This window comes from Desulfosoma sp. (assembly GCA_037481875.1).
In the GTDB taxonomy this organism is placed as follows: Bacteria; Desulfobacterota; Syntrophobacteria; order Syntrophobacterales; family DSM-9756; genus Desulfosoma.
On sequence record JBBFKY010000004.1, the window covers coordinates 256,706 to 280,129 of the forward strand.

The window sequence follows — 23,424 nt, forward strand, 5'->3', positions numbered from 1 at the left end:
GAAAGACAGCCTTTGGCATTGGTTCAGATAGGCTTTGAAACCCAGGGTAGGATTTTGGTCCATAGGGCTTCGAGCCCTTCTCGAGTAGTCGCCGAAAAGAGGACAATTTCCGTTGCAGGGAGTCCAAGAAGGCGAGCCGCCATCTGCAACTGCTGCTGTCGTTTACCTCGAGGAACCTTGTCCGCCTTGGTTAGCACGGGCACAGCGTGCCGTCCCTGGGTTTGCAACCAGTTCCAGAGTTGCAGGTCATCGGGAGTGGGCGGATGTCTCAGATCCATGATGTGCACCAAGCCGACCAGTTCTCGGCGTGATGTAAGATATTTTTCCACCATGGGTCCCCATTGTTCCCGAACGTGTTGTGGAACCTTGGCATAGCCGTACCCGGGAAGATCTACGAAGAAAAAGGCATCATTAATACGGAAAAAGTTAATGGTCTGGGTGCGGCCCGGCGTGGAGCTGGTATGCACGAGTTTTTTTCGACCGAGCAAGGTGTTGATCAGAGAAGATTTCCCCACATTAGATCGACCTGCAAAGGCCACTTCCGGCATTCCTTCCTGAGGATACCCCTGAGGGGACACGGCGGATGTGACGAACACCGCGGATCGAATCACAGGCTGCGGACACATCATGAGCTGCGTTGGGCGAGGAAACGTTCGAGTCGATCCATGGCTTCGGCAATGTTTTCCAAGGAATTGGCGTAACTGAACCGTAGGTATCCTTCTCCGCGACTTCCGAAATCCACGCCCGGAGTGACCCCCACACGGGCCTTTTCCAAAATCTCAAAAGCCAAAGCTAAGGAATCGGTGGAAAACTTTTTTGCGTTGGCAAAAACGTAAAAAGCTCCGGTAGGCTCCACCGTAATACCAAAACCCATGGCACGGAGTCTTTGAATCATGAAACGACGTCGCTCATCGTAGATGCGCACCATTCGAGCCACATCGTTCCGTACTTCGGGCACCGTCAAAGCCGCCAGACCGGCCCATTGAGAAACGGAGTTGGCGGAAATGAAAAAGTTCTGCATCAAGGCTTGCATGGGGCGGACCAAGTCTTTGGGCACCACGAGGAAACCGAGCCGCAGCCCGGTCATGGCAAAGAGTTTGGAGAAGCCGTTAAGGACAATGGCCTTTCGTGTAAATTCCAGGATGGAATGGGCTCGGCCTTCATAGACAAGCCCGTGATAGATTTCATCACTGAGAATCCAGAGGTCCAAATCGGCCAACGCCTCCAGATGTTCCTTGTCCATGAGGGTTCCCGTGGGGTTTGCCGGCGAGTTGATGAGCACCGCACGGGTTCGAGGTCCTATGGCTTGGCGAACCGCCTCGGCTCTTAGCTGAAAGCCGTCGTCTTCTTCTACGGAAACCAGCTTGGGAACTGCGTCAAGAAAGGTCAAAAAGCTTGGATAACATGCATAGTGAGGGTTTGAAAGAATGACTTCGTCACCGCAATCGACCAGGGTGCTGAGAGCCACGAGAAAGGCTGGAGAAGATCCGGAAGTGACCAAAAACTGATCGGGTTCCAGGTCGGTGACACCGTAATTTTCCGCATAGTAGGTGCATAGAGCTTCCCGCAAACGCCAGAGTCCCAAACTGTGTGTGTAATGAGTTTCTCCGCGCTGCAAGGCTTCGACGGCGGCTTCTAGGACGGCTCTCGGAGCCGGAAAATCAGGTTCACCCACTTCCAAATGGATGACCTTTTCCCCGGCCCGCTCCATGGCCTGAGCCTTTTCCAGAACATCCATCACCAGAAACGGTTTGACGTCTCGCACTCGACGGCAAATCATGGCATCTGCCTCTCGTTTTCGAGCTTGCGAAGAAAAATGTCGGCGGCATCGGCCAGCGGCGTTCCAGGCGCGATCTGCAAGACACGACGAAAAGCCACAATAGCCTCTTCGCTGCGGCCTTCGGCTGCGCAGATGCGGCCATAGTGAAATTGAGCGTCCGCCGACTGAGGTCCGTAAGTCACGGCTGCCTTGTAAGCGTGGCGCGCTTCGGCTCGTCTTCCCAGAGCTTCCAGGGCCCTGGCTCGATAAAGATGGGCTTCAGCGTAGGTGTTCTGGAAATGGAGCGCTTCATCGAAATAGGCCACAGCTTCCGCATAGCGTCCCTGATCCATCATGAGACGTCCCAAATTGTACAAGGGCTTTTCAGGAGTCCGGTAGAACGGGTTCGCTAGAGCTTTTTGGAAATGCTCCATTGCCTTGTCCTTCAACCCTTGCTCAGCATAAAAGGCTCCCAAAGCGTTGTGAGCTTCAGAATAATCGGGTTTCAGTTGTAAAGCCTTGAGAAAGTGCGCCAAAGCCTGGTCGGGCAATCGGCGTGCCGCGTAGGCCAAAGCCAAGCTATAGTGAATACGAGGGTTTTTCGGATCCTTTTTTTCTGCGGCCACCAGATACTGTAAGGCTTGTCCCGTGTCTCCGGCAGCCAGAAACTTATCCCCTAGAGCCTGCAGTTCTTCTCCGCTCATCCAGGCCGAGGGATCTTGTTCCGAAGAGGGCAATGGGGCGCAGCCCGTCACACTGAAAGCCAGCATCAGGGCAGCGAACCACAGATTCCGGAGCCTGTTCCTGGTCCCGACCATGTTCCGTGCCTTAGCCCCTTGTCGCTTCATACAGATTAACCCGGGCGCTTTTCCCCGCCACTCAGATGACCTTGTTCAAACTGTACTCGATGATGCCTTCCGCTCCCCGTTTGAGCAATTGCGGAATCAGTTCTCGCACCGTATGCTTGGACACCACCACTTCCACACTCAGCCAGTCGGACTGATAAAGATGCGCCGTGGTGGGCGAAGTGAGGCTTGGTAGGATTTCGATAACGTCGTTAAGTTTTCCTTTGGGCACATTCATTTTCAGACCTACCAGATCTTCGGCGCGAAGAGCGGCCTGAAGCAACAGACTGATCTGCTCGATTTTTTCCCGTTTCCACGGGTCGTTCCAGGCGGATTTGTTGGCGATCAGCTGGGTGTTCGTGAGCATCAGCTCCTTGACGATGCGCAGCCCGTTGGCTCTCATGGTGGCCCCGGTTTCCGTGACCTCCACGATGGCGTCGCACAAGCCGGCGATCACCTTGGCTTCGGTGGCCCCCCAGGAAAATTCCACATGCACGTTCACTCCGGCTTGCGCGAAATAGCGCCGCGTGAAATTGACCAGTTCCGTGGCAATCTTCTTGCCTTCCAGGTCGGCCACGTCTTTGACAGGTGAATCATAGGGAACGGCCAGAACCCATCGAGCCGGACGCTGACTGACTTTGGAATAGATTAGGTCCGCCACCACATGAACATCGGAGTCGTTTTCCAGAATCCAGTCCTTGCCGGTCAGACCCGCATCAAAGGTGCCACTTTCCACATACCGGCTCATTTCCTGAGCGCGACAGATACTGCACTGAATTTCCGGGTCGTTGATTTCCGGAAAATAATTGCGGTTCGTCAGCGAAATCTTCCAACCGGACTTTCGAAACAATTCGATGGTCGCTTCCTGCAGACTTCCTTTGGGAATACCGAGAATCAGCTGTCTCACGCTTTGTAAACCTCCTTGGGATCAAACACACGTTCTTCACAGATCACAAATGCGCCGTTTTCCAAACGGCGGAAAAAGCACGAGTCGTACCCTTCATGGCAGGCGGCTCCGGTCTGTTCCACCTCAATGAGAAGAGTGTCCGCATCGCAATCTATGTACATGGCTCGAACCCTTTGCACATGTCCCGAGCTTTCCCCCTTGAGCCACAACTTGTTACGAGATCGGCTCCAATAATGTGCCAGCCCGGTTTCCACGGTCTTGGCCCAGGCTGTTTCGTTCATGTAAGCCAGCATAAGGACGCGACGGCTGAAGGCTTCTTGTACAATGACGGGAAGCAGACCGTTTCCTTTAGCGAAATCAGGTTTTTCTGTCAACGTCGTCTCCTGTGTTTTGATCATCTATGAACCACCTTGCGCATGCGAATGACGCTCTGGGTCATAAACTTCAGAGGTGGCGTGAAACGCTATGGAGATACCATTCGAGCGGCCAGCTGTCCACAGGCGGCTCGAATGTCGGCACCGCGACTCTGACGAATGGTCACGGTAAAATGGGCCTGCTGCAGAATATCCTGAAAAGCCAGAACACTTTCTTCCGATGGCCGTTCAAAAGGTAAGGCAGGATGCGGGTTGAATGGAATCAAGTTCACTTTGCATCGCACGTGGGAAAGAAGCTTTACCAGACGTCGAGCGTCTTCCGGCCTGTCATTGACCCCCTTCAAAAGAAGATACTCAAAGGTGATCCTTTTTCGGGACGGCATTGGGTAGGTTCGACATGCTTCCATAAGAGCGGCCAAAGGGTATTTCTGGTTGATGGGCATAAGGCGGCTTCGTGTCTCATCATCGGCCGCATGAAGACTAACGGCTAAATTCACGGGACTTTCTCGTCCGAGGCGTTCCATTGAGGGCACCAACCCGACCGTGGAAACCGTGACGCGTCTGTGCGAAAATCCGAGTCCTCCGGGGTCCAGAAGAATCTTGAGGGCTCGCAGCACAGCCTCCTCGTTGGCCAAAGGTTCTCCCATGCCCATGAACACAATGTTGGTGATCCGCTGCTCCGACCCGACAACATGCTGCATGTGAATCAATTGGTCGACGATCTCCGCCGTTCGCAACTGTCTTTTAAACCCCATGGTTCCCGTCAGGCAAAACCGACAACCCAAAGCACAACCCACCTGGCTGGAAATGCATGCGGTGAGTCGTGGAGGATCGGGAATAAGGACACTCTCGATGAGATGATGATCCTGAAGGCGAAAGACAAACTTACGGGTTCCATCCTGGGCCTCTTCGGTGGCGACGAGGCTGAGGGCGTTTAAAAAGGTGCCGTATTCCAGTTGGGTGCGAAAGGTCTTGGGCAGATCGGAACATTCCTCCCAGGATCGGATCAATCGCCCGTAAAGGTGCCGAAAGATTTGGCGTGCTCGAAAAGCCCGTTCTCCAAGGCTGACAACCCAAGCTTCTAGAGCTTCCTGGGGAAAGTCCTTGATAAAAACACGATCCTGGACCATGGGCAGGTTAAGCCTTTCGAACCAAGTACCGATTGGTGGTGCGATCTTGCAGAAAGACTCGATCATAAGATCGGCCATGAACGGCATCGAACCATTCATAACCCAAGGCCACACATTCCGGACAGGCTTTTCTTGGAATGTGAATGGCGAAAATGTGATAGCCTCGGTCGGTCAAGGAATCAATGGATAAAACGCCGCTGCACACAGGGCAGACACGAAGGCGTTCCTTTTGGTTTTCCAAAATGTTGTCCGTATCATAATAGATTGTGCGTTCCCTTTGAGCAAATTCCTTGGTGGCACGGTTTTTGGCGATAAATTCCGGGCATCGACGCCAGTAGCCCAGAATCTCTTCAGCTAACCGGTCGATGTAAGCGTTAGTTTCTTCTGGTTGCCGAATGCGTTTCGGGTCGTAATCCGGTTCCTTGACCTTGCTGTAATCCAATCCGGCCAAAGCCAAAATGATCCCCACATTGACATATGGTAAGGCCCCCTCGATGGAATAACCTCCCTCCAAAACAGCGATATGAGGTTGCAGCATACTGGTCAAAGTGGCGTAGCCTTGGGCTGAAAAGTTCATGTTGGTGATGGGGTCTGTGTAATGATTGTCCTGACCCGCGGAATTAATGATAAGTTCCGGCTGGAATTCTTGCACAATGGGGAGAACGATCTTTTCCATGGCCCGAAGAAAGCCTTCTTCCGAGGTCTTGGGTGGGAGGGGTATGTTGATGGTCGCCCCCATGGCCGTGGGACCTCCCAGTTCGTGATGAAAGCCCGATCCGGGATACAGGGTGCGGCCGTCTTGATGAATGGAGATAAAAAGAGTGTCCGGATCGTGCCAATAGATATCCTGGGTGCCGTCCCCGTGATGGCAATCGGTGTCCACGATGGCGATCCTGTCCACACCGTACACATCACGCAGGTACTCGATCATGATGGCTTCAATGTTGATATTACAAAACCCCCGGGCACCGTGCACAACCCTCATGGCATGATGACCCGGTGGACGAACCAAGGCGAATCCTCGGTCGATCTTATGGGCCATAAGGGCCTTTGCGATGGTCATGGCGCCCCCGGCGCTGATGAGATGACTTTCGGTGAGCACACTGCGTTCGTCGGGCGCGCAGAAATGCACCCGTTGCACATCTTCGATGGTGGCGAGGTCCGGTTTAAATTCTAGAATGCCTTGAATGTCTAAAAGACCTTCCTCAAAAATCTGATCTTGTGTGTAAAGTAGCCTTTCTTCCCGCTCCGGATGTGTCGGGCTGATGGCCCAGTCAAAAGCAGGAAAGATCACCAAACCGGTTTTATAAGCAGCACGAAGCATGACCCGTTCTCCTTAGGAAGACCGTGCAGAGCCGCAGGGTGCGCTGGCATAGGTGATTTGCATTTTTTGAACCACAGATTGGTAATGGCTGATGAGGCCCGGTTTCACCTGGACACGGACACGGTAATACTTGCCTGTGGTGTAGAAACCTCGAACCATGTTAAACTGCAGTTTCTCTAAGACTTCCGTTTCCAGATCGTCGCGGCTTGCCCCTTCTCGAACAGCTTTTTCCGTAAGCAGTTCCAAGGCCAAGGACACCGCCTTTTCCATGGTGAAATCGCGTTTCACAGGCTGATGAAAAGCTTCTTCGGGCGCCGTGGCGATTCCTCGTTCCGTGTCCACAAACAAGGTCAGTTCACATGTGGTGCGGGCCAAGGCGGCTCCCACGGCGTTGGCCACATCCCACGAAGGCACGACACGTACGGAATAAGGCGAAATTTCCTGCATGCGTTTGGCAAAGTAGGGGGCCGGACCTCCCAGAACAAGGATTTCTTTCGGTTGTACCTGATAGCCTTCCAGAAGTTGACGCACGGTATAGACCGGTTTGGCGTTGATGGCTTGAACCATATCTTCGGCGGCCCGAAGAATTCCTCGGCATGCTTCATCAAAAACCCATTGAGCGGCTTCGCGCAAAGGCAACCCCAAAGCCTGAGCCACCTGAGCCATACCGCGTTCGGAAGCCGCCCGGTTTCCTTTCAAATCCTCGCCCAGGACAATGATGGCATCGGTAGGGGTGGGTGTGGGACCGCCGAAAGCCATAGCCGGCCCTTCTCGATCCGGTCCCAATTGGAGACGTCCGTCCTTGACCCGCACCGCAGTGTCTCCCCCCAAAGCCAGAGAATGGCTTCTCAGGGCGCGAATAAGCGTTCGGAATTGACCTACTTCAGCACCCTGAGCTGCCAAAAGAGGCACGGTGCCTACAAGGATGGCCATATCCGTCGTGGTGCCACCGATATCCAAAACAAGGGTGTCCAGGTTTTCCGTGGCATAGGGCAGGGAGCCCATCACACTGGCCGCGGGACCCGATAAAATGGTCTGTCCGGGAAGATCCAAGGAAGCGTCAAAACTCATGGTCCCGCCATCCGCCTTCAAGATATGAATGGGAATGGCCAGGCCGTTTCTTTTCAAGGAGCGTCGCACGGCGTCGAAGAACTTCTTGTGAATGGAATAGACTGCCGCATTGAGATAGGCTGTGGCGATACGGCGGGGAAAGTTCAGATGTCCCGAAAGTCGATGCCCCAAAACCACGTAATCAAAATGATCTCCAAGGATCTGTTGAATCTGGGTTTCATGTTTGGGATTACGTACGGAAAATTTCCCCACCACCCCCACGTGACGGACACCTTCCTTGCGCAACTTGGAAGCGATGGCCTCTATCTCCACGGGTTCGATGGGTTGAATTTCTCGGCCTCGATGATCGATGGAACCGGAAACCGAATAATAATGTTCGCTGGTGCGGAAAGCTTCAGGATCCAAACCTGGTCCGGCCGCCACAATCATCCCTACCGGGGGAAGCTTTGCTTCAGCGATGGCATTGGTGGTCAGGGTGGTACTCAACACAAGGCGTTCCACCTCATGAGGCGCCACGCCCAAGGTGACCGCTTCCAAACCTTTCCAGACACAAGCCAGCAAATCGTCGTGGGTCGTGGGAACCTTGGCTTGACATTCGATGCCCTGCTCGCCCAACAAGACCACATCGGTGTGCGTGCCGCCCACATCCAGTCCTATGATCATGACTAACCTCGAAGTCTCTGGGGAATTCCCGATGTCGCATGAAATCGCCTTTGGAAGTCGTCTAAGACAACGAAAAGGCTCACGTCGCGCCTCATGAACAAGGTCCTGCAAACATTGAAGATGCTAGTCAAAAGCCGTTCCTCTGTCAATGAACCGTTTCTGCTTTCGAAACACCAAACAACCATTGCTTTACAACAAATGCAAAAGAGGCTATCGTGCACCGATTTAGTGAGCATCAGAAGTCCTTTGAAACGACAAGGGCGACGAGCCGATGATACCCCTGCGAGATGCCAATCCTTCCAGGCGTTTTCCTGCGGTGACTTACGGGATCATAGGGATCTGTGTTCTGGCTTTCTTTTATGAATTGGCTTTGGGGCCGAGCCTGCGGGTGTGGATTTACCATTATGGCATCGTCCCCGTTCGCTACACGCATCCGCAGGTGGCGGCGCGCTTCAGTCTTTTGGAACAAGCGATCCCCTTTCTGACGACCATGTTCTTACACGGAGGTTGGATGCATCTGATTGGCAATATGTGGATCTTGCATATATTTGGAGACAACGTGGAAAGTGCTCTGGGGCATGGTCGTTATCTGTTTTTTTACCTGTTATGCGGCCTTGCGGCGTCTCTTTTCCACATTATCACAAACCCCGCTTCTTCGGTGCCCACGATCGGAGCCAGTGGGGCCATTGCCGGGGTGATGGGAGCCTATTTTCTGCTCTATCCGCGAGCCAGGGTGCTTACCCTGGTTCCGATCTTTTTTTATTTCAGCATTGTGGAGCTGCCGGCTTACGTGTTTCTCGGGGTGTGGTTTGTCATGCAATTTTTCAGCGGCACCTTTTCCCTCATGGGTAGCGGGACTCAGGTGGGCGGGGTGGCCTGGTGGGCCCATATCGGCGGATTTCTTGCCGGCATGGTGTTTCTAAAGGTCTTTCGAGGGCGTCCATGAATCGGGAACAGAAAGAGGGTTTCCCATCGACACAGGAAAAGCTTCCATCTTTTTTGCAGAATCATCCTGATGGAGCGACCGTGTCGGTGTCTGTGCAACCGAAGGCGCGTCGAACCGAGGTTGTGGGTGTTCAACATGGGGAGCTCAGGATCAAATTGTGTGCCCCACCGGTGGAAGGAGCCGCCAATAGGGAATGTCTTCGATTTTTGGCAGATTTAACGGGAACGGCAAAAAGCCGAGTCCGGTTGCTTTACGGGGATAAAAGCCGAAAGAAAGTGATTTTGATTCAAGGAACGAACGCCGAGCGGCTCGTGGAAATCTTTGAAGCGCTCGGGTATGGCGAAGAGCGGCCTTCGCCCACATCCAACGGAAGCTGAGAAGGAGGACGGAATCATGCGGGAAGCGGTTATTGTCAGTGCGGTGAGAACGCCGCTGGGAAGCTTCAACGGCTCTCTTTCGAACATCGGAGCTACAGCTCTGGGTGCCTTTGTCATCGAAGAGGCCGTGCGACGCGCAGGTATTCAAAAACAAGACGTGAACGAAGTGATCATGGGGCAGGTCCTTCCTTGTGGTTACGGGCAAAACCCGGCCAAACAAGCAGCCGTTAAGGCGGGTATGCCATGGGAAGTGGAATGCTTGACGGTGAACAAGGTCTGTGGCTCGGGCTTGAAGGCCGTCATGCTGGCCGCTCAAGCCGTTCAAACGGGTGATGCCGACGTGGTGGTGGCCGGTGGCATGGAAAACATGAGCATGGCTCCGTATTTTCTGGACAAGGCTCGCACGGGCTACCGCATGGGCCATGGGCAGCTTAAGGATCATATGATTCACGACGGTCTGTGGGACATTGTCAATGATTTTCACATGGGCATTTCCAATGAATTGTGTAGTGAACGCTATGGAGTGAGCCGAGAAGACCAAGATCGGTATGCGGAGGAATCTTATCGGCGCTCTTTGGCGGCTATCGCCGCAGGCAAGTTTCAGGATGAAATCGTGCCGGTGCCCATTCCGCAACGCAAAGGGGATCCTGTTCTTTTTGCCAAGGATGAATGCCCTCGGGAAACCACCTATGAAGCCCTTTCCAAGATGAAGCCGGCTTTTAAGGAAGGTGGGGTGACCACGGCGGGCAATGCGTCGGTTATTTCCGATGGGGCTGCAGCGGTGGTGGTCATGGCCAGGGAAAAAGCGGAAGCGATGGGCTGCCGGATTATGGCCACCATTGGAGCTCAAGCTTCTGCCGGCATTGACATGAAGTACGTGCTGGTAGCTCCCATTTGGGCAATCCCCAAGTGCCTCAAGAAAGAAGGGCTTGGACTCGAGGATGTGGACCTCTACGAAGTCAACGAAGCGTTTAGCGGCTCGACCGTGGCCGTCTTGAGGGAACTGAAGCTGGATCCGGCCAAGGTTAATGTCAACGGGGGCAGTGTTTCCTTAGGGCATCCTATTGGAGCCAGCGGAACACGTGTTCTGGTCACTCTGATTCATGAAATGATTCGACAGGACAAGAAAATAGGCCTAGCTTCCCTGTGCCTTGGCGGGGGTGAAGCGGTAGCGCTTGTGGTGAAGCGATAAAGAAAGAGGAGGAAACCCATGGAAGTGAAAACCTTTGGTGTGATCGGTGCCGGCCAGATGGGAAACGGGATTGCCCAAGTGGCAGCCATGAGCGGCCTTTCGGTGATCATGAACGATATTCAGGAAGAGTTTGTCCAAAGAGGGCTCAATACCATCAAGAAAAACCTGGCTCGTAGTGTGGAAAAAGGCAAGATGAGTCAGGAAGAAATGGACGCGGTGCTGGGGCGTATTCGCACCTCCGTGGATCTTAAGGACATGGCTGCCGCCGATTTCGTGGTGGAAGCGGCTACGGAAAATGAACAGATCAAGTTCAAGATTTTTCAGGATCTGGACAACCTTTGCCAGGCCCATGCCGTGCTGTCTACCAACACCTCCTCGATTCCCATAGGACGTATTGCCGGAAAGACCAAGAGGCCGGAAAAAATTATCGGCATGCATTTCATGAATCCCGTTCCGGTGATGAAACTGGTGGAAATCATTCGCGGCATTGCCACATCCGATGAAACTTTTCAGCTCACTTGGCAGCTTGCGGAAAAAATGGGCAAAACTCCGGCTCTGGCCCAGGATTATCCGGGCTTTATCGCCAACCGTATCCTCATGCCCATGATCAACGAAGCCGTCTATTGTCTCTACCACGGTGTGGGCACTCGAGAAGACATCGACACGGTCATGAAGCTCGGCATGAACCATCCCATGGGCCCTCTCGCCCTTGCCGACCTCATCGGCCTGGATACCTGTCTCGCCATCATGGAAACACTGTACCAAGGATTCTGCGATTCCAAGTACAGGCCGTGTCCGCTTTTGCGTAAATACGTGGAAGCCGGCTGGCTGGGCCGTAAGGCGGGTCGAGGCTTTTACGAGTACAGCTGAGAGGGGAGGAGAGCTTCGATGCATTTTGAGCTGACCGAAGAGCAAAAAATCATTCAGGATACCGCCGCCAAGTTTGCCAAAAACGAACTGGAACCCGTGGCGGCCGAACTGGATCGAACCAAGAACCGAGAGATACTGAAAAGAAACCTCAAGAAATTGGCGGAACTCGGCTTCATGGGTTTGAACGTGGATCCGGAATACGGAGGTACAGGGGCTGGGGTTGTCGCCTTTTCTCTGGCCATGACGGAGTTGGGACGTGCCTGCGCCGCCACCACCGTGACCACGTCTGTGACCAACATGGTGGCCGAAGTCATTCAAGCCATGGGCACAGAAGAACAAAAGAGGCGGTATATTCCTCCCTTGTGCAGCGGGGAATACGCTGCTGGAAGCTTCGCTTTGTCGGAGCCTGGGGCGGGTTCGGATCCTTCAAGCATACGCACCAGCGCCGTCAAGGACGGAGACCACTGGGTCATCAACGGCACCAAGTTGTGGATTACCAGTGGAGAATACGCCGGCATTTTTGTGGTGTGGGCCGTGACCGACAAGGAGGCTCCAAAGGGCAAAGGGATCACCTGTTTTTTGGTGGAACCGGGAACGCCGGGCTTTACTATCGGGAAGGATGAAAAAAAACTCGGCCAACACGGCTCTTCCACTAACGAGCTTCTTTTTGAAGATTGCCGCGTGCCGGAAAGTGCCGTGCTGGGCAAAGTGAATGATGGATTTCGTATCGCGGTTTCTGAATTGGCCGGAGGTCGTATCGGAATCGGGTCCATGGCTCTGGGGATAGGCTTGGCCGCCATGGATTTTGCCACCAACTATGCCAAGGAACGTATTCAGTTCGGTGTGCCCATTGCCAAGCATCAGGCCATTCAGTGGATGATCGCAGACAATTACACAAGGTTGGAAGCGGCCAGACTGTTGCTGCTTCGAGCGGCTTATCTTAAGGAAAAGAAGCGCCCCTATTCCAAGGAAGCCTCCATGGGAAAACTTTACGCGACGGAGGCGGCCAACAAAGCATGCTATGATGCCATTCAAATTCTCGGTGGCTATGGGTACACCCAAGATTTTCCCGTGGAACGTTATTACCGGGATGTTCGTGTGACGAGCATCTACGAAGGGACCAGTGAAATCCAGCGACTTATCATTGCTCGAGAACTCTTGAAATAAGAACCGCTTCAAACGCCGTTCTCGTACTGAGGGCACACATGGCGTGCCCTCGCTTTTTTGATACCTGCGTGGCTACGGAGACATCACTTGTTGGAAGCTGAAGAGGCGCGCATTTTGAGGTACTGAGGAGCGGGTCGAAAAATGGTGGCAAGTTGAGAGAGCAGCATGCCGGCAAGCATCAAAGCGCAACCCAGAAGACTTCTGAAAGAGAGCGTTTCTCCGAGAAGGATCCATCCGGCGAGAGCGGCGATGGGGCATTCCATACTCAAAAGAATAGCCGCATGGGCAGGTGGGGCGTTTTTTTGTCCCACCACTTGCAAGGTGTAGGCAATGCCGACGGAAAAAAATCCCCCATAAAGAATGGGAATGGCGGCATTGTGAACCGCCTGCCACGAAAAGGTTTCAAAGAAAAGGGCCGAAAGCAAACTAAAGGCCGAACATACCGCGAATTGACAGCATGCCAATTTCACGGGATCCCTTTGAGGGGATAGCCATCCCAAAAGCAAGACATGAGCAGTCCAAAAAAAAGCTCCGAGAAGGACAAGGAAATCACCGAACTCCATGGTAAATTCCTGGGTGATACTCAAAAAATAAAGCCCTACGGCGGCCAGAACAGCTCCAACCCAGGTACCCAAGGAAGGTCTTTGTTTCCAAAGCAAACCGAAGAGCGGAACCATGACCACATAAAGCCCCGTGATGAACCCTGCTTTTCCTGCAGTGGTAAAAACAATACCGACCTGTTGCAGCGTGGCGCCACCGAAAAGCACCAGACCAACGGGAAGACCGGATCGCCATGCCGCCCGCCACCTCGTGTCGGAATGAGGCAAAATCTTCCGGTCGTTTTTTCCCTTGTCCATCATGAGAATCAAGGGCACGAGAGAGAGACTTCCCAAGGCGAACCGTATGCTGTTAAAAGCCATAGGCCCAATGAATTCCATCCCTTTACGCTGGGCAACGAAAGCCACGCCCCAGAGAATGGCCGTTGTGAGAAGAAGTAGATCGGCTTTGAGCGTCTGCGTGTGCATGAACAAACCCCGCGGCGCGAGAGAGTCGATAAGCGGTGCCGTTTTCGGAAAGCTATCCCTTAACCGAGAAGATTTCAAAGAGTCAAGCTCAAGAGAGGCAAACCAAGGTCAGTTTGTTCTGCTTTCAAAGACGGCGTGTAATAGAGAATGCCGGTAAAGCCGTCGAAGGAGGCGCTCTTGGCTGGGTTTCCTGAAAGGCGGATCCCCACCTAAAAATTTTTTCAAAAATGGATTCTTCTTGGCATAGGCTTTCCACCACTGCTAAAGAACTTTCCTGAGAGTTCCCTCCCTTTTCGACTATTCCATGTAGGGGCGGCCCCGTCTGTCCGCCCCCAAGAGACCCGGCGGGCAATATCTTTGGGATTTTTTCGCTTAAATTTGCCCTTTCCAGCATTCCCTGTAGGGGCGGACCCATGTGTCCTCCCAAAGACGATTCTCTATGGCACCGCGTGTAGGATAGCCCGTTTCGGTTTTTCTTGCTTGCCGCATGGCAAAATGGATATGAATGAGCCAAGAAATTTCATGACAGTTGAAGTTAGGCATACTGAGGAAAACTTGGGCGATGCTTCTGAGGACCACCAAGATGTGGTCCTTTCGAAATGGATCGCCGTTTCTTGACCGCGGGGCAACGAACAGGTCCCGTCAGCTTCGTTTAAGGGATGCGCCCTATTCGGTGCTTGGATTGTTTTGCAAACCTTACGGAAAGTCGAGCGGCGGAAAGGCCGGGCCGCCCCACAGGGGACGGCGCCTGCCTCGATGGCTACCTTGCACGAAAGGAGTGTGCCCATGCACGGAGAGGAGCGATTCAGTAAGCCTATTTTAGTCACAGGAGCGACTGGATACGTAGGTGGGCGACTCACCCCGAGGCTTTTGGCCGCAGGTTACAGGGTTCGTGTCATAGCTCGATCCATTTCGAAGGTGCGATGCCGTCCTTGGGGACGTCATTCGAACCTGGAAGTCTTTCGAGCCGACGTCATGGATCGTGATTCTCTTATACGGGCCGCTCAAGGATGCCGAGCCGCGTTCTATCTGGTGCATTCCATGGCTCCCGGGAAAAAAGATTTTGCCCACGCCGACCGAATAGCGGCGGAAAACATGGTCATTGCGGCGGGCAAGGCCCGTATGGAACGAATCATCTACTTGGGCGGCCTGGGGCGTGAAGAAAAGGATCTCAGCAAGCATTTGCGCTCGAGAATGGAAGTGGCTCATATCCTTCAATCGGGGCCGACCCCCACCACGTTCCTTAGAGCGGCCATGATTCTTGGAGCCGGAAGTGCTTCCTTTGAAATTCTTCGGTATCTTGTGGATCGACTTCCCATCATGATCACACCGCGTTGGGTGCGCACACCATGCCAGCCCATCGCTATCAGCAATGTTCTTCACTACCTTGAAGGCTGTTTGGAATCTCCTCATGTGTTGGGTCAAACCCTGGACATCGGCGGTCCGGACGTCTTGAGCTACGAGGATCTCATGCGTATCTATGCGGAAGAAGCAGGCCTGCCACGCCGATGGATAATCCCTGTACCGGTGCTGACACCTCGGTTGAGTTCCTACTGGTTGAATCTTGTCACTCCCGTTCCTATGGCTTTGGCGAAGCCCCTTGCGGAGGGACTGCGAAACGCCGTGGTGTGCGAAGATTTTCGTATCCGCCAGTGGATACCTCAAAAACTTCTAAGCTGTCGTGAGGCGATTCGCGAAGCGCTTCAAAAGATTCAGCAGGCTCAGGTCGAAACCTGTTGGTCTGATGCGGGCTGGTCCGTACCACCCGAATGGGTCCAGTGCGGAGATGCCCCCTACGCGGGGGGAACCGTGAAGGAATGTGCCTTCCGAATGACGCTTTCCGCAAACCCATCAAGAATTTGGCAGGAGGTGGAACGGATTGGTGGAGAGCATGGCTGGTTTTTTGGGAATGAGCTCTGGCGTGTCCGTGGCTGGTTGGATCGACTTGTGGGCGGTTTCGGCCATATGCGCGGACGACGTGATCCCAATCGATTGTACGTGGGTGATACAGTCGATTATTGGCGCGTCTTGGAAATCCTTCCTGAACGACGTCTCTTGCTCCTGGCTGAAATGAAAATGCCCGGCGAGGCCATACTGGATTTTCGCCTGGCGCCTCTGGACGCCCAACGCACGGAAGTTCAAGTCATCGCTCGCTTTCTTCCTCGAGGTCTCACCGGTATAGCCTATTGGACTCTGTTGGCTCCTTTTCACAAGCGCATCTTTCGAGGTCTGCTGATAGGACTGGCTAAGGCTCTTGAAACCGTTCCCTTGGGAGGGCCGGAACCTTTTGATGCGCGTTTGCCGCATGTTTGTCATTTGGCAGCCTGACGGGCTTGGACTCGAAGAGGAGGAAAAGAGGATGAAAAAGACGGTAAAATTCTTGGTTCTTTTGGTATGTGTGCAGGGAATGCTGGGAACAGCCTCGAAAGCTCTTCCGTGGGCCTGGGCGGGGCCTCCTTTGATGATTGTGGGAGACAGCCTGGGGGAAGGTGTGCAGTCCGCGGACGCCAATCTACGAACCCAACCCTACAGCTACGGGGTCTGGGTGGCGCGCCAGGCCGGCTGGAATCTCGTGTTGCCTTACATAGTCAGCGGCCCTTTAGGAGTGGTGGGGGATACTTCTGTTCGGTATAGGCTCTTTCCCTATACGACATCCAGCAATCTAGCCGTTTCCGGAGCAGATTCCTGGTCTGTTCTAAACGATCGAGCCCTAGCTTCATCTCCTCGAGCCATTTCCAACGAGACGGAACTGGTGCTCTTTCCCAGGATAGGAAGCCAGATCGAAATCGTTGAAGCCGTAAAGCCCACCACAGTCCTTTGCTGGATTGGAAGCAACGACGTGTTGTCCGCTGTTCTCGCTTTTGACCAATTGAATTCGACCCAAATTTCTCTGCTCATGACCAGGCCGGAAGACTTTGAGAAAAACTATAGAGAACTTGTCTCTCGATTGGGCGCCAGCGCAAAGCAAGTGGTTCTGGCCGACATTCCCGATGTGACTCACATCGGCTTTCTGCTCGACAATGATGACCTCGTTCGATTCTTGGGGCCTGGAAATTACCTCGATGAAGGCTCCAGAACAACTGTCGCCGCTTTGTTTTCGATCCGACTCGGTCTTGCCGACTTGAGTATTTTGCAAGACCCTAACTATGTGCTGGACTCGGATGAAACGGCACTCATTCAGGACCGGACCAACGCCTTGAACCAGATTATCTACGAGACGGCAACACAATACGGTTTTCCGGTGGTCAATATTTCCGAAAAATTTAACCAGATTGCAGAAAATCCGCCTTACTACTCAGGAGTCCCCATCACGCCTCGTTACCTGGGTGGGCTTTTTAGCCTCGATGGTGTGCACCCGTCCAATATCGGGCATGCCCTGGTAGCCAACGAGTTTCTCTCCACATTGAAGGTCCGATATGGTTGGAATGTGTCCACGCTCAATCAATCCATTCTGAACGATATTGCTGCTAAGGATCCCTTTGTGGACCTGGACGGGGATGGCCGAGTGCGAGGACGCCCTTTGGCCGGTATGCTGGAAACCCTCGGGCCTATTCTGGGTATTTCCGGCGACGTGAATGAGTCCATCCCGGAAAGGACATCAAAGTTCATGGAGCTGTCCGTCGAAGATCGTCAAGAAGCACTGAATATTCTGGACACGTTACGAGACCCTTCAGCGCGGGGCACAACCCTGTGGACGCCGGATCAGGTTCGTCAAGTCTTTCGCGAGCTCTTCCGCCTGTAACTCCATGCCCTGGAGGTGTGTCAAAACAGGGCATGGTGTGGTGGGAGTAGTGTTCCAGAACGTGCTGAAATAACCTTTAAAGATTCGTAGGAATGTGGATAAAGCAGAGCCGAAGGCGATGTCGCCTTCGGCTCCGCCTTTTCTCCTCAAAGCTTTTGTCTATCTTCAGTCGGTCTTGGAAGGTGAGGCGGGTTTTGATGACGGGTTCGAAGCCTGTTTTTTCCGTGCTCGTGTGGCGGATCTGGGCTGTTGTGCCGAAGCGGTCACGGCAGGCTGGGTTTTTTCAAAGAAGTCTTTTGCGGAAAGCAGCCCTTACTTCATAGAATGAGAGCGGCTGCGAATAGAGCTACAAGAAGAAGCCACAGGCTTCAGGCTCTTAACTTTTCGGCATGGGGATCCTTGAGAGTCCTCTGGGTTCCTTCGGGAAGCCGAGCGACTCCGGTGAGGGTTTTTCCAAGGGGAATATTGAGTCGTGCGCCGATCTTCACAGCCCAGCCACAAGCATCGAGGATGAGTTTTCAGGTTGCGCCGGCGTCATTTCAGCCATGGGATGATCACGGACGGGCCGGAAATGGCCGGCACAAGACCTGCGAGAGCCAGAAGGATTTGCCACCGTTGCAGGGTCATCAAGCCGGTCATGAAGGAAGTCAAGGCTGTTCCAAGAGCGCCAAAGGCGCGACCGATCAGCGTAGAACTGACTTTCTTCAACTTCCCTGAAGTAGAATGGATTGCCTGAAAACGAGCTGCATCATGGAATGGCTCAACAAGGAATTTAGACACAGAACCAGACCAATGGAAACCCCGGCAGGAGAGTTCTCCAGGGACGCCCTGCCTGCCTTTTTTGCCTTTAAAATGGAAGCACACCTGAGGTCAAACCCTCTGGGAAAAGAGCGAAAAAACCTAGCAATACGGCAAAGTTTGGAAGGCAGAAAGTTGACACAAAATGCTGGGCATTAACGGAACTTTGAGGCTCTGTTCAGGCCACCTTTTGAGATGGATGGTGTTGCATCCTCATGAAGTCTTGACTATGATACAAAGTAAATTGCATGATAAAGCAGTGCTTTGAGAAAATGATCTGCTTGGGGTTTCGGTATGATTCAACCCGTGGATCAAAATCCTACTTTCTCGCCCTTTGACCGGAATGCGACCACCGTCTCCCGCCATGACAAAGTTCAGAATCTTTCGGAAGTAGAGATTAAGCAAGTCCAGAAGCTACAACAACGTGATCGTGAAGTTCGAGCCCATGAACAGGCCCACATCGTCGCCGGGGGACGCTACGTTCGAGGAGCGGCCCGTTTCGAATATCAGCGAGGACCTGACGGAAAATTGTACGCCATTGGTGGAGAGGTCACCTTGGACATAAGTCCTGTTCCTGGGGATCCTCAGGCCACGATGGCAAAAATGCAGGTGGTTAAGCAGGCGGCTCTTGCTCCGGCACAACCCTCCACACAGGACAGAGTCATCGCGTCAAAAGCTGACATGGAGATTCAAAAAGCCAGACAGGAACTCCTTTTAAAGAAGGCCCACACAGCCTACTCTCGTGAGAAGCTTCGCGAGCCATCGGAGGTGCCGTCCGTATTATCCGTTTACAGCTAACCCAAGTTTGTCTTTTTGGGGTTTAACTTATTTACTATTAGATCTCTACTTTTTTTATCCACTGCGGGTTTTATAGTCAACGTTCTTAAGGCTCTTGAACGGGCGAGTTGGTAGCCAAAGAACGTTGTCAGTCTCCACATAGATGGGTTCAGGCTCGGACGTATGCCGAATATGAATCCTCTGGCCTATGTCGTTCAGCATACTTGTTTTCAGAAGGACTTGTCCGCTCAAACGGGTGCGCAATGTGGCCCAAAGATGGCAAATGCCATGGGCTCGAAGGGCCCTTTGGTCTCATGACCTCGGAATCATCCGGCAATCTACAACTACCGAACGGCTTGCTATTGGGGTTGGAACGTAACAGAGAGTGCTTCTGCGGATCCATAAAACCGGTGTGAAGTTACTGTAACTTCCAGCAGGCCGAACTCATTCCTTGATAAGGCTAATCGGCTTGTTCCGGTGAATCAGCAGCCAGTTCGAAAGTTCAGCTAGGCACTCACTGCCGAGCTCCTGAACGAGAACGCGCCGTGTTTTCTCGTCGCCGTATCGCCAAATTTGCTGGCACCAGGAAAATGGTGCGGCCATAGATCTGTAACGTGAGGCGTCTTCCTCCCATCCACGGGTATGGGTGTAATGGCTTATGGCGCCAACAAGCAACAGTAATACGCTAGACAACATGGTTGTAAAAAATTCCCATTCGGCACTGACTGCACCAAGCCATGCCAGGGTTACGCTTGCCGCAAAACAAATGTTTGTAAGCCAACGTGCACAACGCGCAGCAAGCCCGCTAGCTCCGCTCCTTTTTTGGTAAAAACGCTGCTGGTCATCGATCCAGAATGTTTTCACCAAGTCAAGATCTGGCTTAATCGAGGTATCGGGAATCCACAATGCATTCACCGCACTTCGTATCCAGAGCAAATTGCCCCAATGTTGATTCAAAAAGCTATCTGTTGGGGTTGCTGTCACACCCGCCAAACGCCAAAAGCAGGCGATGCGGAGCACTTCGGCCAGGGCTCGGTACTCAAGATAGCGTTCAAGATTCCTGCCACGATTCGAAAGACAGATGACCAGAAGCGCGAAAGTCAAGAATAAGCTCGCGCCAATTTTCCCGGGTGTGGTGACCCAAACTTGCTGCACCACGTAACCTATAATTGCTAAAACAACGGACGCATTTAGGGCAAACCGAAACCGCCGTTGATGGAAAATTGCCAGGCGGTCTGCCAAAGCGAATACCCGACTCAGGTTGGACTCAACGAGTAGTTGCTCAGGCAGTTGTTTTAGGAAATCAGACACTGATGCTTTACAAACCTTCTTCGCTTCTGCATTAAATTGATCCAGTGGCGAGAGCAATTGGCTGAGATTGGTTGTTTGATCATCGGGATTCGCTGGCCAGATCCAATGTGGTTTTCGCCTTTTTTCACACGGATTTCGTGGACAGTGAATATGTAACACAGGGCCAATATAGTCAGCAACGCTCGAAAGCGTGTGCCCAGATTCTCCGACTTTAGTCCGGAGTTGCACAGTATGCGCCGTACCACCTGGCGCAGGCTCTTCCTGCTTGCCATCCCAAAGCGCGATGATGATCTGGCAGTGACGGGCAATCCATCGGCTGGCCCCCTCGTAGCCGCAGAATTCCGACTCGGTAGCGACAAACCAAGATTGCGCCTGAGCCAGCAAGTTCTCAAATTCGTTTTCCGAACCAGGAAAATCCTGTTCGAATAAAACTTTCTCAAATGGGAGCGGAACAATGAGTTTCATTCCCTTGGCAAGTCCTACCTTCGCTCCCAAACGATCCGCTCCAACTGCCAGAGAAGAAACCAAAACAACAGGCGTGTTCGGCACTTGTGATCGTATCTCATCCAGGGCTTGAGATAACTCCGCTTCCAGGTCGCACCGATATTCTTCCGGAAATTTGCGATGTCCGATGATTCCAATCAGCAGAGGAATGCTCATTGATTCTTCTTTGCGCCGGAATAGGCGTGCCAATGTGAAAGCAACACACGCTCGGGAGACGCTTCCATCACTCGCATCAAGTAAGCCTTACCCTTAGCCTCTCCCTCCCTCATAAGCCATTCAGGCAAATCATCACGCAGTTCAACATCGCGAGACGATTCATTTTTGATCTGATCCACCTGTCGATCAAAAATTCTGACAACATCGCCCACTCGCACACCGTAAATAGAGGGAAACGGCAGAAGCATGCCTACCTTGCGCAGGGTAACACCCTCGAAGTGTTTTAAAGCCTTACGAGCCCGATCCTTGGCATCTTCACAAGCCTTTTCAATAGCCCCCAACTCATTGCGGAGTGAGGCGAGCTCTTGTTCATATAGAGCCTTTTCTCTGGTATCTTGGCCTACATCTCGCTTGATCTCGTCCAATGACAGTTGCAGTTCCCCCAGCATGCTGCGATATTCTCTACGCCTATCGTAACCGACACTAGCAAAAAAAATAGCTATGAAAAAAGGAAGTATCGCATATCGTAGAAGGCCGAGGTAAATTAATAGAGACCCTAGCACAGCACCAACAGCGCTTGTCAATAGCATCGCCATTCCGGGAATGTCTATCCCATGCCGCGGAAATGACTTCAGTGAATGTGCTATTTCGTCTTTGCGTAAGCAATTGTTTTTTAATCGTTCCTCGACAGCCAGCAATCTGCTCTCGGTGGTTTCAATTTCTTCGCGCAATCGCTGCACTCGGCTGGGCTCGGGGAGTTCAACAGTTGCAGGAACATGCTCAAAAATGTAAGAGTCGTCGGAAAAAACCCACGTTCCATCGTCGCCGGTGCGTGCTGTCATGCGCACGGCAGTATGTCCCCGAAACAACCACGGAATAATCTTTGTTGATCCTTCATGTTGAAAGGAAAAAACGGTCTCCTCAGGCCGAATGACGTCACCGGGCTTTTTGAACCATTGGACGATTTGTGCCCGACCTGGTCGGTTGAATTTTAGCAGTTCCTTCGTCGCAGGCGGCAGCTTTGGCGCTTCGGCGTGAAGTTCCTGCATCTTCTGCTCGGCTTCATCTACGAGAGTGCAGAGGTAATCGTATTGCCGACGGCAGGACTCACGTCCAGCCTCAATCAATAGGTTAATCGTTTTTCCCTCAAGTTTCACCTCTACAGCGGATTTTCCTGCCAGCTTGGCGATTTCACCTTCAATTCGAACCACGTCGGCCGCGTCGCGAGCAATCTTTTCTTCTAGCTGTTGCAACAGCTTACCTATTTCTTTGCGAATGGGACGAAATACAGGATCGCGATAAACCTCGCGCAAGCTTTTGGGGTAAATCCTGAATGCCGTCTCGATCGCTTCGAGCGTGGCCTTTCTCTCGTTCTCGCGGCACAGCATGCTTTGGCGTGCCAGTTCAACATATGCTCGAGCAAAACGCGGTGCGACTTCAACAGCTTGTTTAGCAAAGCGGAGCGCCTCATCTAGACGACCAGCAAGTTGAGCCGCGCGGGCAGCGACCATGTAGGCCGCAGAAGCTCGATATGGCAGTTTCTCCAGCTCGGCGATGCGCCCAGCCCGTTCTGCCCTATCCATCGCCTCAAATGCTTTTTCTTTGCGGCCAAGCGCCACGTACAGCTGGGCCAGCCAGTAGTTGCTCATCAAATCAAGCGGCTTGAATTCCAAGGCCCGTTTTAAATGACGAATCGCCACGCTCCATTCGCCAACATCCAGGGCGCGCTGCGCCTGTACGCGCTGCTCCAGTGCAGCCACGGCCGCTGGTTGGGTGATCGCCGCCAATGTGTTCGTAAAGTGCGCCTTGTCGTCAACCAGCGATGGCGATAGCGAATTACGCTCTTCAAGCGCCCTGACCTCAGAATCGTCGAGCAGTGATTCATCTTCGATCGCGTCGAAAAGTTCGTACTGGACATCTTCACGTTCCTCCACCGAGAGCGCTCCGAAGCGCATCTCGTACAACGCAGCCAAAAGCTTATTGAAAATGGTTTGAGCAATCACCTCGACGGGGGTCTCAGGATCGAAGAAACCCATTGTATGGTTTTCTTCGACCTGTTTTTGCCACGCCGCTAGACGTCTGTCGTCTGAGTATCTTAATCGCCCACCCCGGTAATGTTCGCCTATTCCGAAAACCAGTACGCGGGTACCCGAGCCTTCGCTTATAGCCTCTTCGTATTCAAGGTGGGTGAATGACTTATCGGTTTTCGGTGCCAGACTGCCGTAGGTATCGCCCAGTAGTAGAATCATGAACTCGGACCGTCGCACGTACCCCAAGCATTCGGCCAATGGTGGTCTGTGGCTGACATGACCATCGTTGAGGTCGATGGGCGTAAGCTGCACTGCTCGGTGATTTGCAATCAGATCCTTGAGCTGCCTTCGCAACTCTGTAAATTCCTCAAAACGTGATGCGATAAAAACGGCGGTCTTGAGTAAGGCCATCTAGTTGTTCTCCTCTTGGTTAGGCGGTCATGCAGAAGGTAGGCT

At 52.9% G+C, this 23,424-nt stretch carries 21 protein-coding genes; 9 read left to right on the top strand and 12 right to left on the bottom strand.

The features are described from left to right. Positions 1 to 23: 23 nt before the first annotated feature. The 8 genes from yihA to WHS46_08115 all read right to left on the bottom strand — a co-directional run bounded on the left by yihA (position 24) and on the right by WHS46_08115 (position 8,073). The gene (yihA, locus tag WHS46_08080; protein MEJ5348633.1) at positions 24 to 629 is read right to left on the bottom strand and encodes a ribosome biogenesis GTP-binding protein YihA/YsxC; all 606 of its coding nucleotides are present in this window, start codon (positions 627 to 629) and stop codon (positions 24 to 26) included. Next, positions 626 to 1,780, bottom strand: coding sequence for a pyridoxal phosphate-dependent aminotransferase (locus WHS46_08085; protein MEJ5348634.1), 1,155 nt, complete (start codon positions 1,778 to 1,780; stop codon positions 626 to 628). The genes yihA and WHS46_08085 overlap by 4 nt, the downstream gene beginning before the upstream one ends. Beyond that, entirely contained in the window at positions 1,777 to 2,577 is an 801-nt protein-coding gene (locus WHS46_08090; protein ID MEJ5348635.1) for a tetratricopeptide repeat protein, read from the bottom strand. The genes WHS46_08085 and WHS46_08090 overlap by 4 nt, the downstream gene beginning before the upstream one ends. 61 nt (positions 2,578 to 2,638) lie before the next feature. Beyond that, positions 2,639 to 3,511 (bottom strand): ATP phosphoribosyltransferase, encoded by an 873-nt coding sequence (gene hisG, locus WHS46_08095; protein ID MEJ5348636.1) that lies wholly within the window; start codon positions 3,509 to 3,511, stop codon positions 2,639 to 2,641. Then, positions 3,508 to 3,909 carry a phosphoribosyl-AMP cyclohydrolase gene (gene hisI / locus WHS46_08100; protein MEJ5348637.1) on the bottom strand — a complete coding sequence of 134 codons (402 nt, stop codon included), beginning with the start codon at positions 3,907 to 3,909 and terminating at the stop codon, positions 3,508 to 3,510. The genes hisG and hisI overlap by 4 nt, the downstream gene beginning before the upstream one ends. Positions 3,910 to 3,974: 65 nt before the next feature. Further along, on the bottom strand, positions 3,975 to 5,015 hold the full coding sequence (gene rlmN / locus WHS46_08105; GenBank protein MEJ5348638.1) for a 23S rRNA (adenine(2503)-C(2))-methyltransferase RlmN: 1,041 nt from the start codon (positions 5,013 to 5,015) through the stop codon (positions 3,975 to 3,977). Positions 5,016 to 5,022: 7 nt separating this feature from the next. Beyond that, positions 5,023 to 6,339, bottom strand: coding sequence for a histone deacetylase (locus WHS46_08110; protein MEJ5348639.1), 1,317 nt, complete (start codon positions 6,337 to 6,339; stop codon positions 5,023 to 5,025). Positions 6,340 to 6,351: 12 nt separating this feature from the next. After that, positions 6,352 to 8,073 carry a hydantoinase/oxoprolinase family protein gene (locus WHS46_08115; GenBank protein ID MEJ5348640.1) on the bottom strand — a complete coding sequence of 574 codons (1,722 nt, stop codon included), beginning with the start codon at positions 8,071 to 8,073 and terminating at the stop codon, positions 6,352 to 6,354. A 271-nt stretch (positions 8,074 to 8,344) separates the two neighbouring features. On the opposite strand from WHS46_08115, the gene WHS46_08120 reads away from it, so the two are divergent. The 5 genes from WHS46_08120 to WHS46_08140 all read left to right on the top strand — a co-directional run bounded on the left by WHS46_08120 (position 8,345) and on the right by WHS46_08140 (position 12,625). Further along, positions 8,345 to 9,019, top strand: a complete 675-nt coding sequence (locus WHS46_08120) for a rhomboid family intramembrane serine protease (protein MEJ5348641.1) — start codon at positions 8,345 to 8,347, stop codon at positions 9,017 to 9,019. Positions 9,020 to 9,105: 86 nt separating this feature from the next. Next, complete coding sequence (locus tag WHS46_08125; protein MEJ5348642.1) at positions 9,106 to 9,396, top strand: DUF167 domain-containing protein; 291 nt, start codon at positions 9,106 to 9,108, stop codon at positions 9,394 to 9,396. Between the two features lie 16 nt (positions 9,397 to 9,412). Then, positions 9,413 to 10,588 carry an acetyl-CoA C-acetyltransferase gene (locus tag WHS46_08130; protein MEJ5348643.1) on the top strand — a complete coding sequence of 392 codons (1,176 nt, stop codon included), beginning with the start codon at positions 9,413 to 9,415 and terminating at the stop codon, positions 10,586 to 10,588. 18 nt (positions 10,589 to 10,606) lie between these two features. Further along, positions 10,607 to 11,458 carry a 3-hydroxybutyryl-CoA dehydrogenase gene (locus tag WHS46_08135; protein MEJ5348644.1) on the top strand — a complete coding sequence of 284 codons (852 nt, stop codon included), beginning with the start codon at positions 10,607 to 10,609 and terminating at the stop codon, positions 11,456 to 11,458. Between the two features lie 18 nt (positions 11,459 to 11,476). Continuing rightward, positions 11,477 to 12,625, top strand: coding sequence for an acyl-CoA dehydrogenase family protein (locus tag WHS46_08140; protein ID MEJ5348645.1), 1,149 nt, complete (start codon positions 11,477 to 11,479; stop codon positions 12,623 to 12,625). 83 nt (positions 12,626 to 12,708) lie between these two features. On the opposite strand, the gene WHS46_08145 is transcribed toward WHS46_08140, so the two are convergent. Further along, a complete protein-coding gene (locus WHS46_08145; GenBank protein ID MEJ5348646.1) occupies positions 12,709 to 13,650 on the bottom strand; it encodes a DMT family transporter in 942 nt (313 codons plus the stop codon). Positions 13,651 to 14,436: 786 nt separating this feature from the next. Here WHS46_08145 and WHS46_08150 point away from each other — a divergent pair. The 3 genes from WHS46_08150 to WHS46_08160 all read left to right on the top strand — a co-directional run bounded on the left by WHS46_08150 (position 14,437) and on the right by WHS46_08160 (position 17,720). Beyond that, entirely contained in the window at positions 14,437 to 15,978 is a 1,542-nt protein-coding gene (locus tag WHS46_08150) for an SDR family oxidoreductase (protein MEJ5348647.1), read from the top strand. A 31-nt stretch (positions 15,979 to 16,009) separates the two neighbouring features. Beyond that, the gene (locus WHS46_08155; GenBank protein MEJ5348648.1) at positions 16,010 to 17,392 is read left to right on the top strand and encodes a GDSL-type esterase/lipase family protein; all 1,383 of its coding nucleotides are present in this window, start codon (positions 16,010 to 16,012) and stop codon (positions 17,390 to 17,392) included. Between the two features lie 118 nt (positions 17,393 to 17,510). Then, positions 17,511 to 17,720, top strand: a complete 210-nt coding sequence (locus tag WHS46_08160) for a hypothetical protein (GenBank protein ID MEJ5348649.1) — start codon at positions 17,511 to 17,513, stop codon at positions 17,718 to 17,720. A 206-nt stretch (positions 17,721 to 17,926) separates the two neighbouring features. Here WHS46_08160 and WHS46_08165 read toward each other — a convergent pair whose 3' ends face one another. Then, on the bottom strand, positions 17,927 to 18,100 hold the full coding sequence (locus tag WHS46_08165) for a hypothetical protein (protein MEJ5348650.1): 174 nt from the start codon (positions 18,098 to 18,100) through the stop codon (positions 17,927 to 17,929). Between the two features lie 384 nt (positions 18,101 to 18,484). Between WHS46_08165 and WHS46_08170 the strand changes: the two genes are divergently transcribed. Beyond that, positions 18,485 to 18,988 carry a putative metalloprotease CJM1_0395 family protein gene (locus tag WHS46_08170; protein ID MEJ5348651.1) on the top strand — a complete coding sequence of 168 codons (504 nt, stop codon included), beginning with the start codon at positions 18,485 to 18,487 and terminating at the stop codon, positions 18,986 to 18,988. Positions 18,989 to 19,411: 423 nt separating this feature from the next. On the opposite strand, the gene WHS46_08175 is transcribed toward WHS46_08170, so the two are convergent. Both WHS46_08175 and WHS46_08180 read right to left on the bottom strand, forming a co-directional pair. Further along, complete coding sequence (locus WHS46_08175) at positions 19,412 to 20,938, bottom strand: hypothetical protein (protein ID MEJ5348652.1); 1,527 nt, start codon at positions 20,936 to 20,938, stop codon at positions 19,412 to 19,414. Next, positions 20,935 to 23,379, bottom strand: coding sequence for a DUF4062 domain-containing protein (locus WHS46_08180; GenBank protein MEJ5348653.1), 2,445 nt, complete (start codon positions 23,377 to 23,379; stop codon positions 20,935 to 20,937). The genes WHS46_08175 and WHS46_08180 overlap by 4 nt, the downstream gene beginning before the upstream one ends. Positions 23,380 to 23,424: the final 45 nt, after the last annotated feature.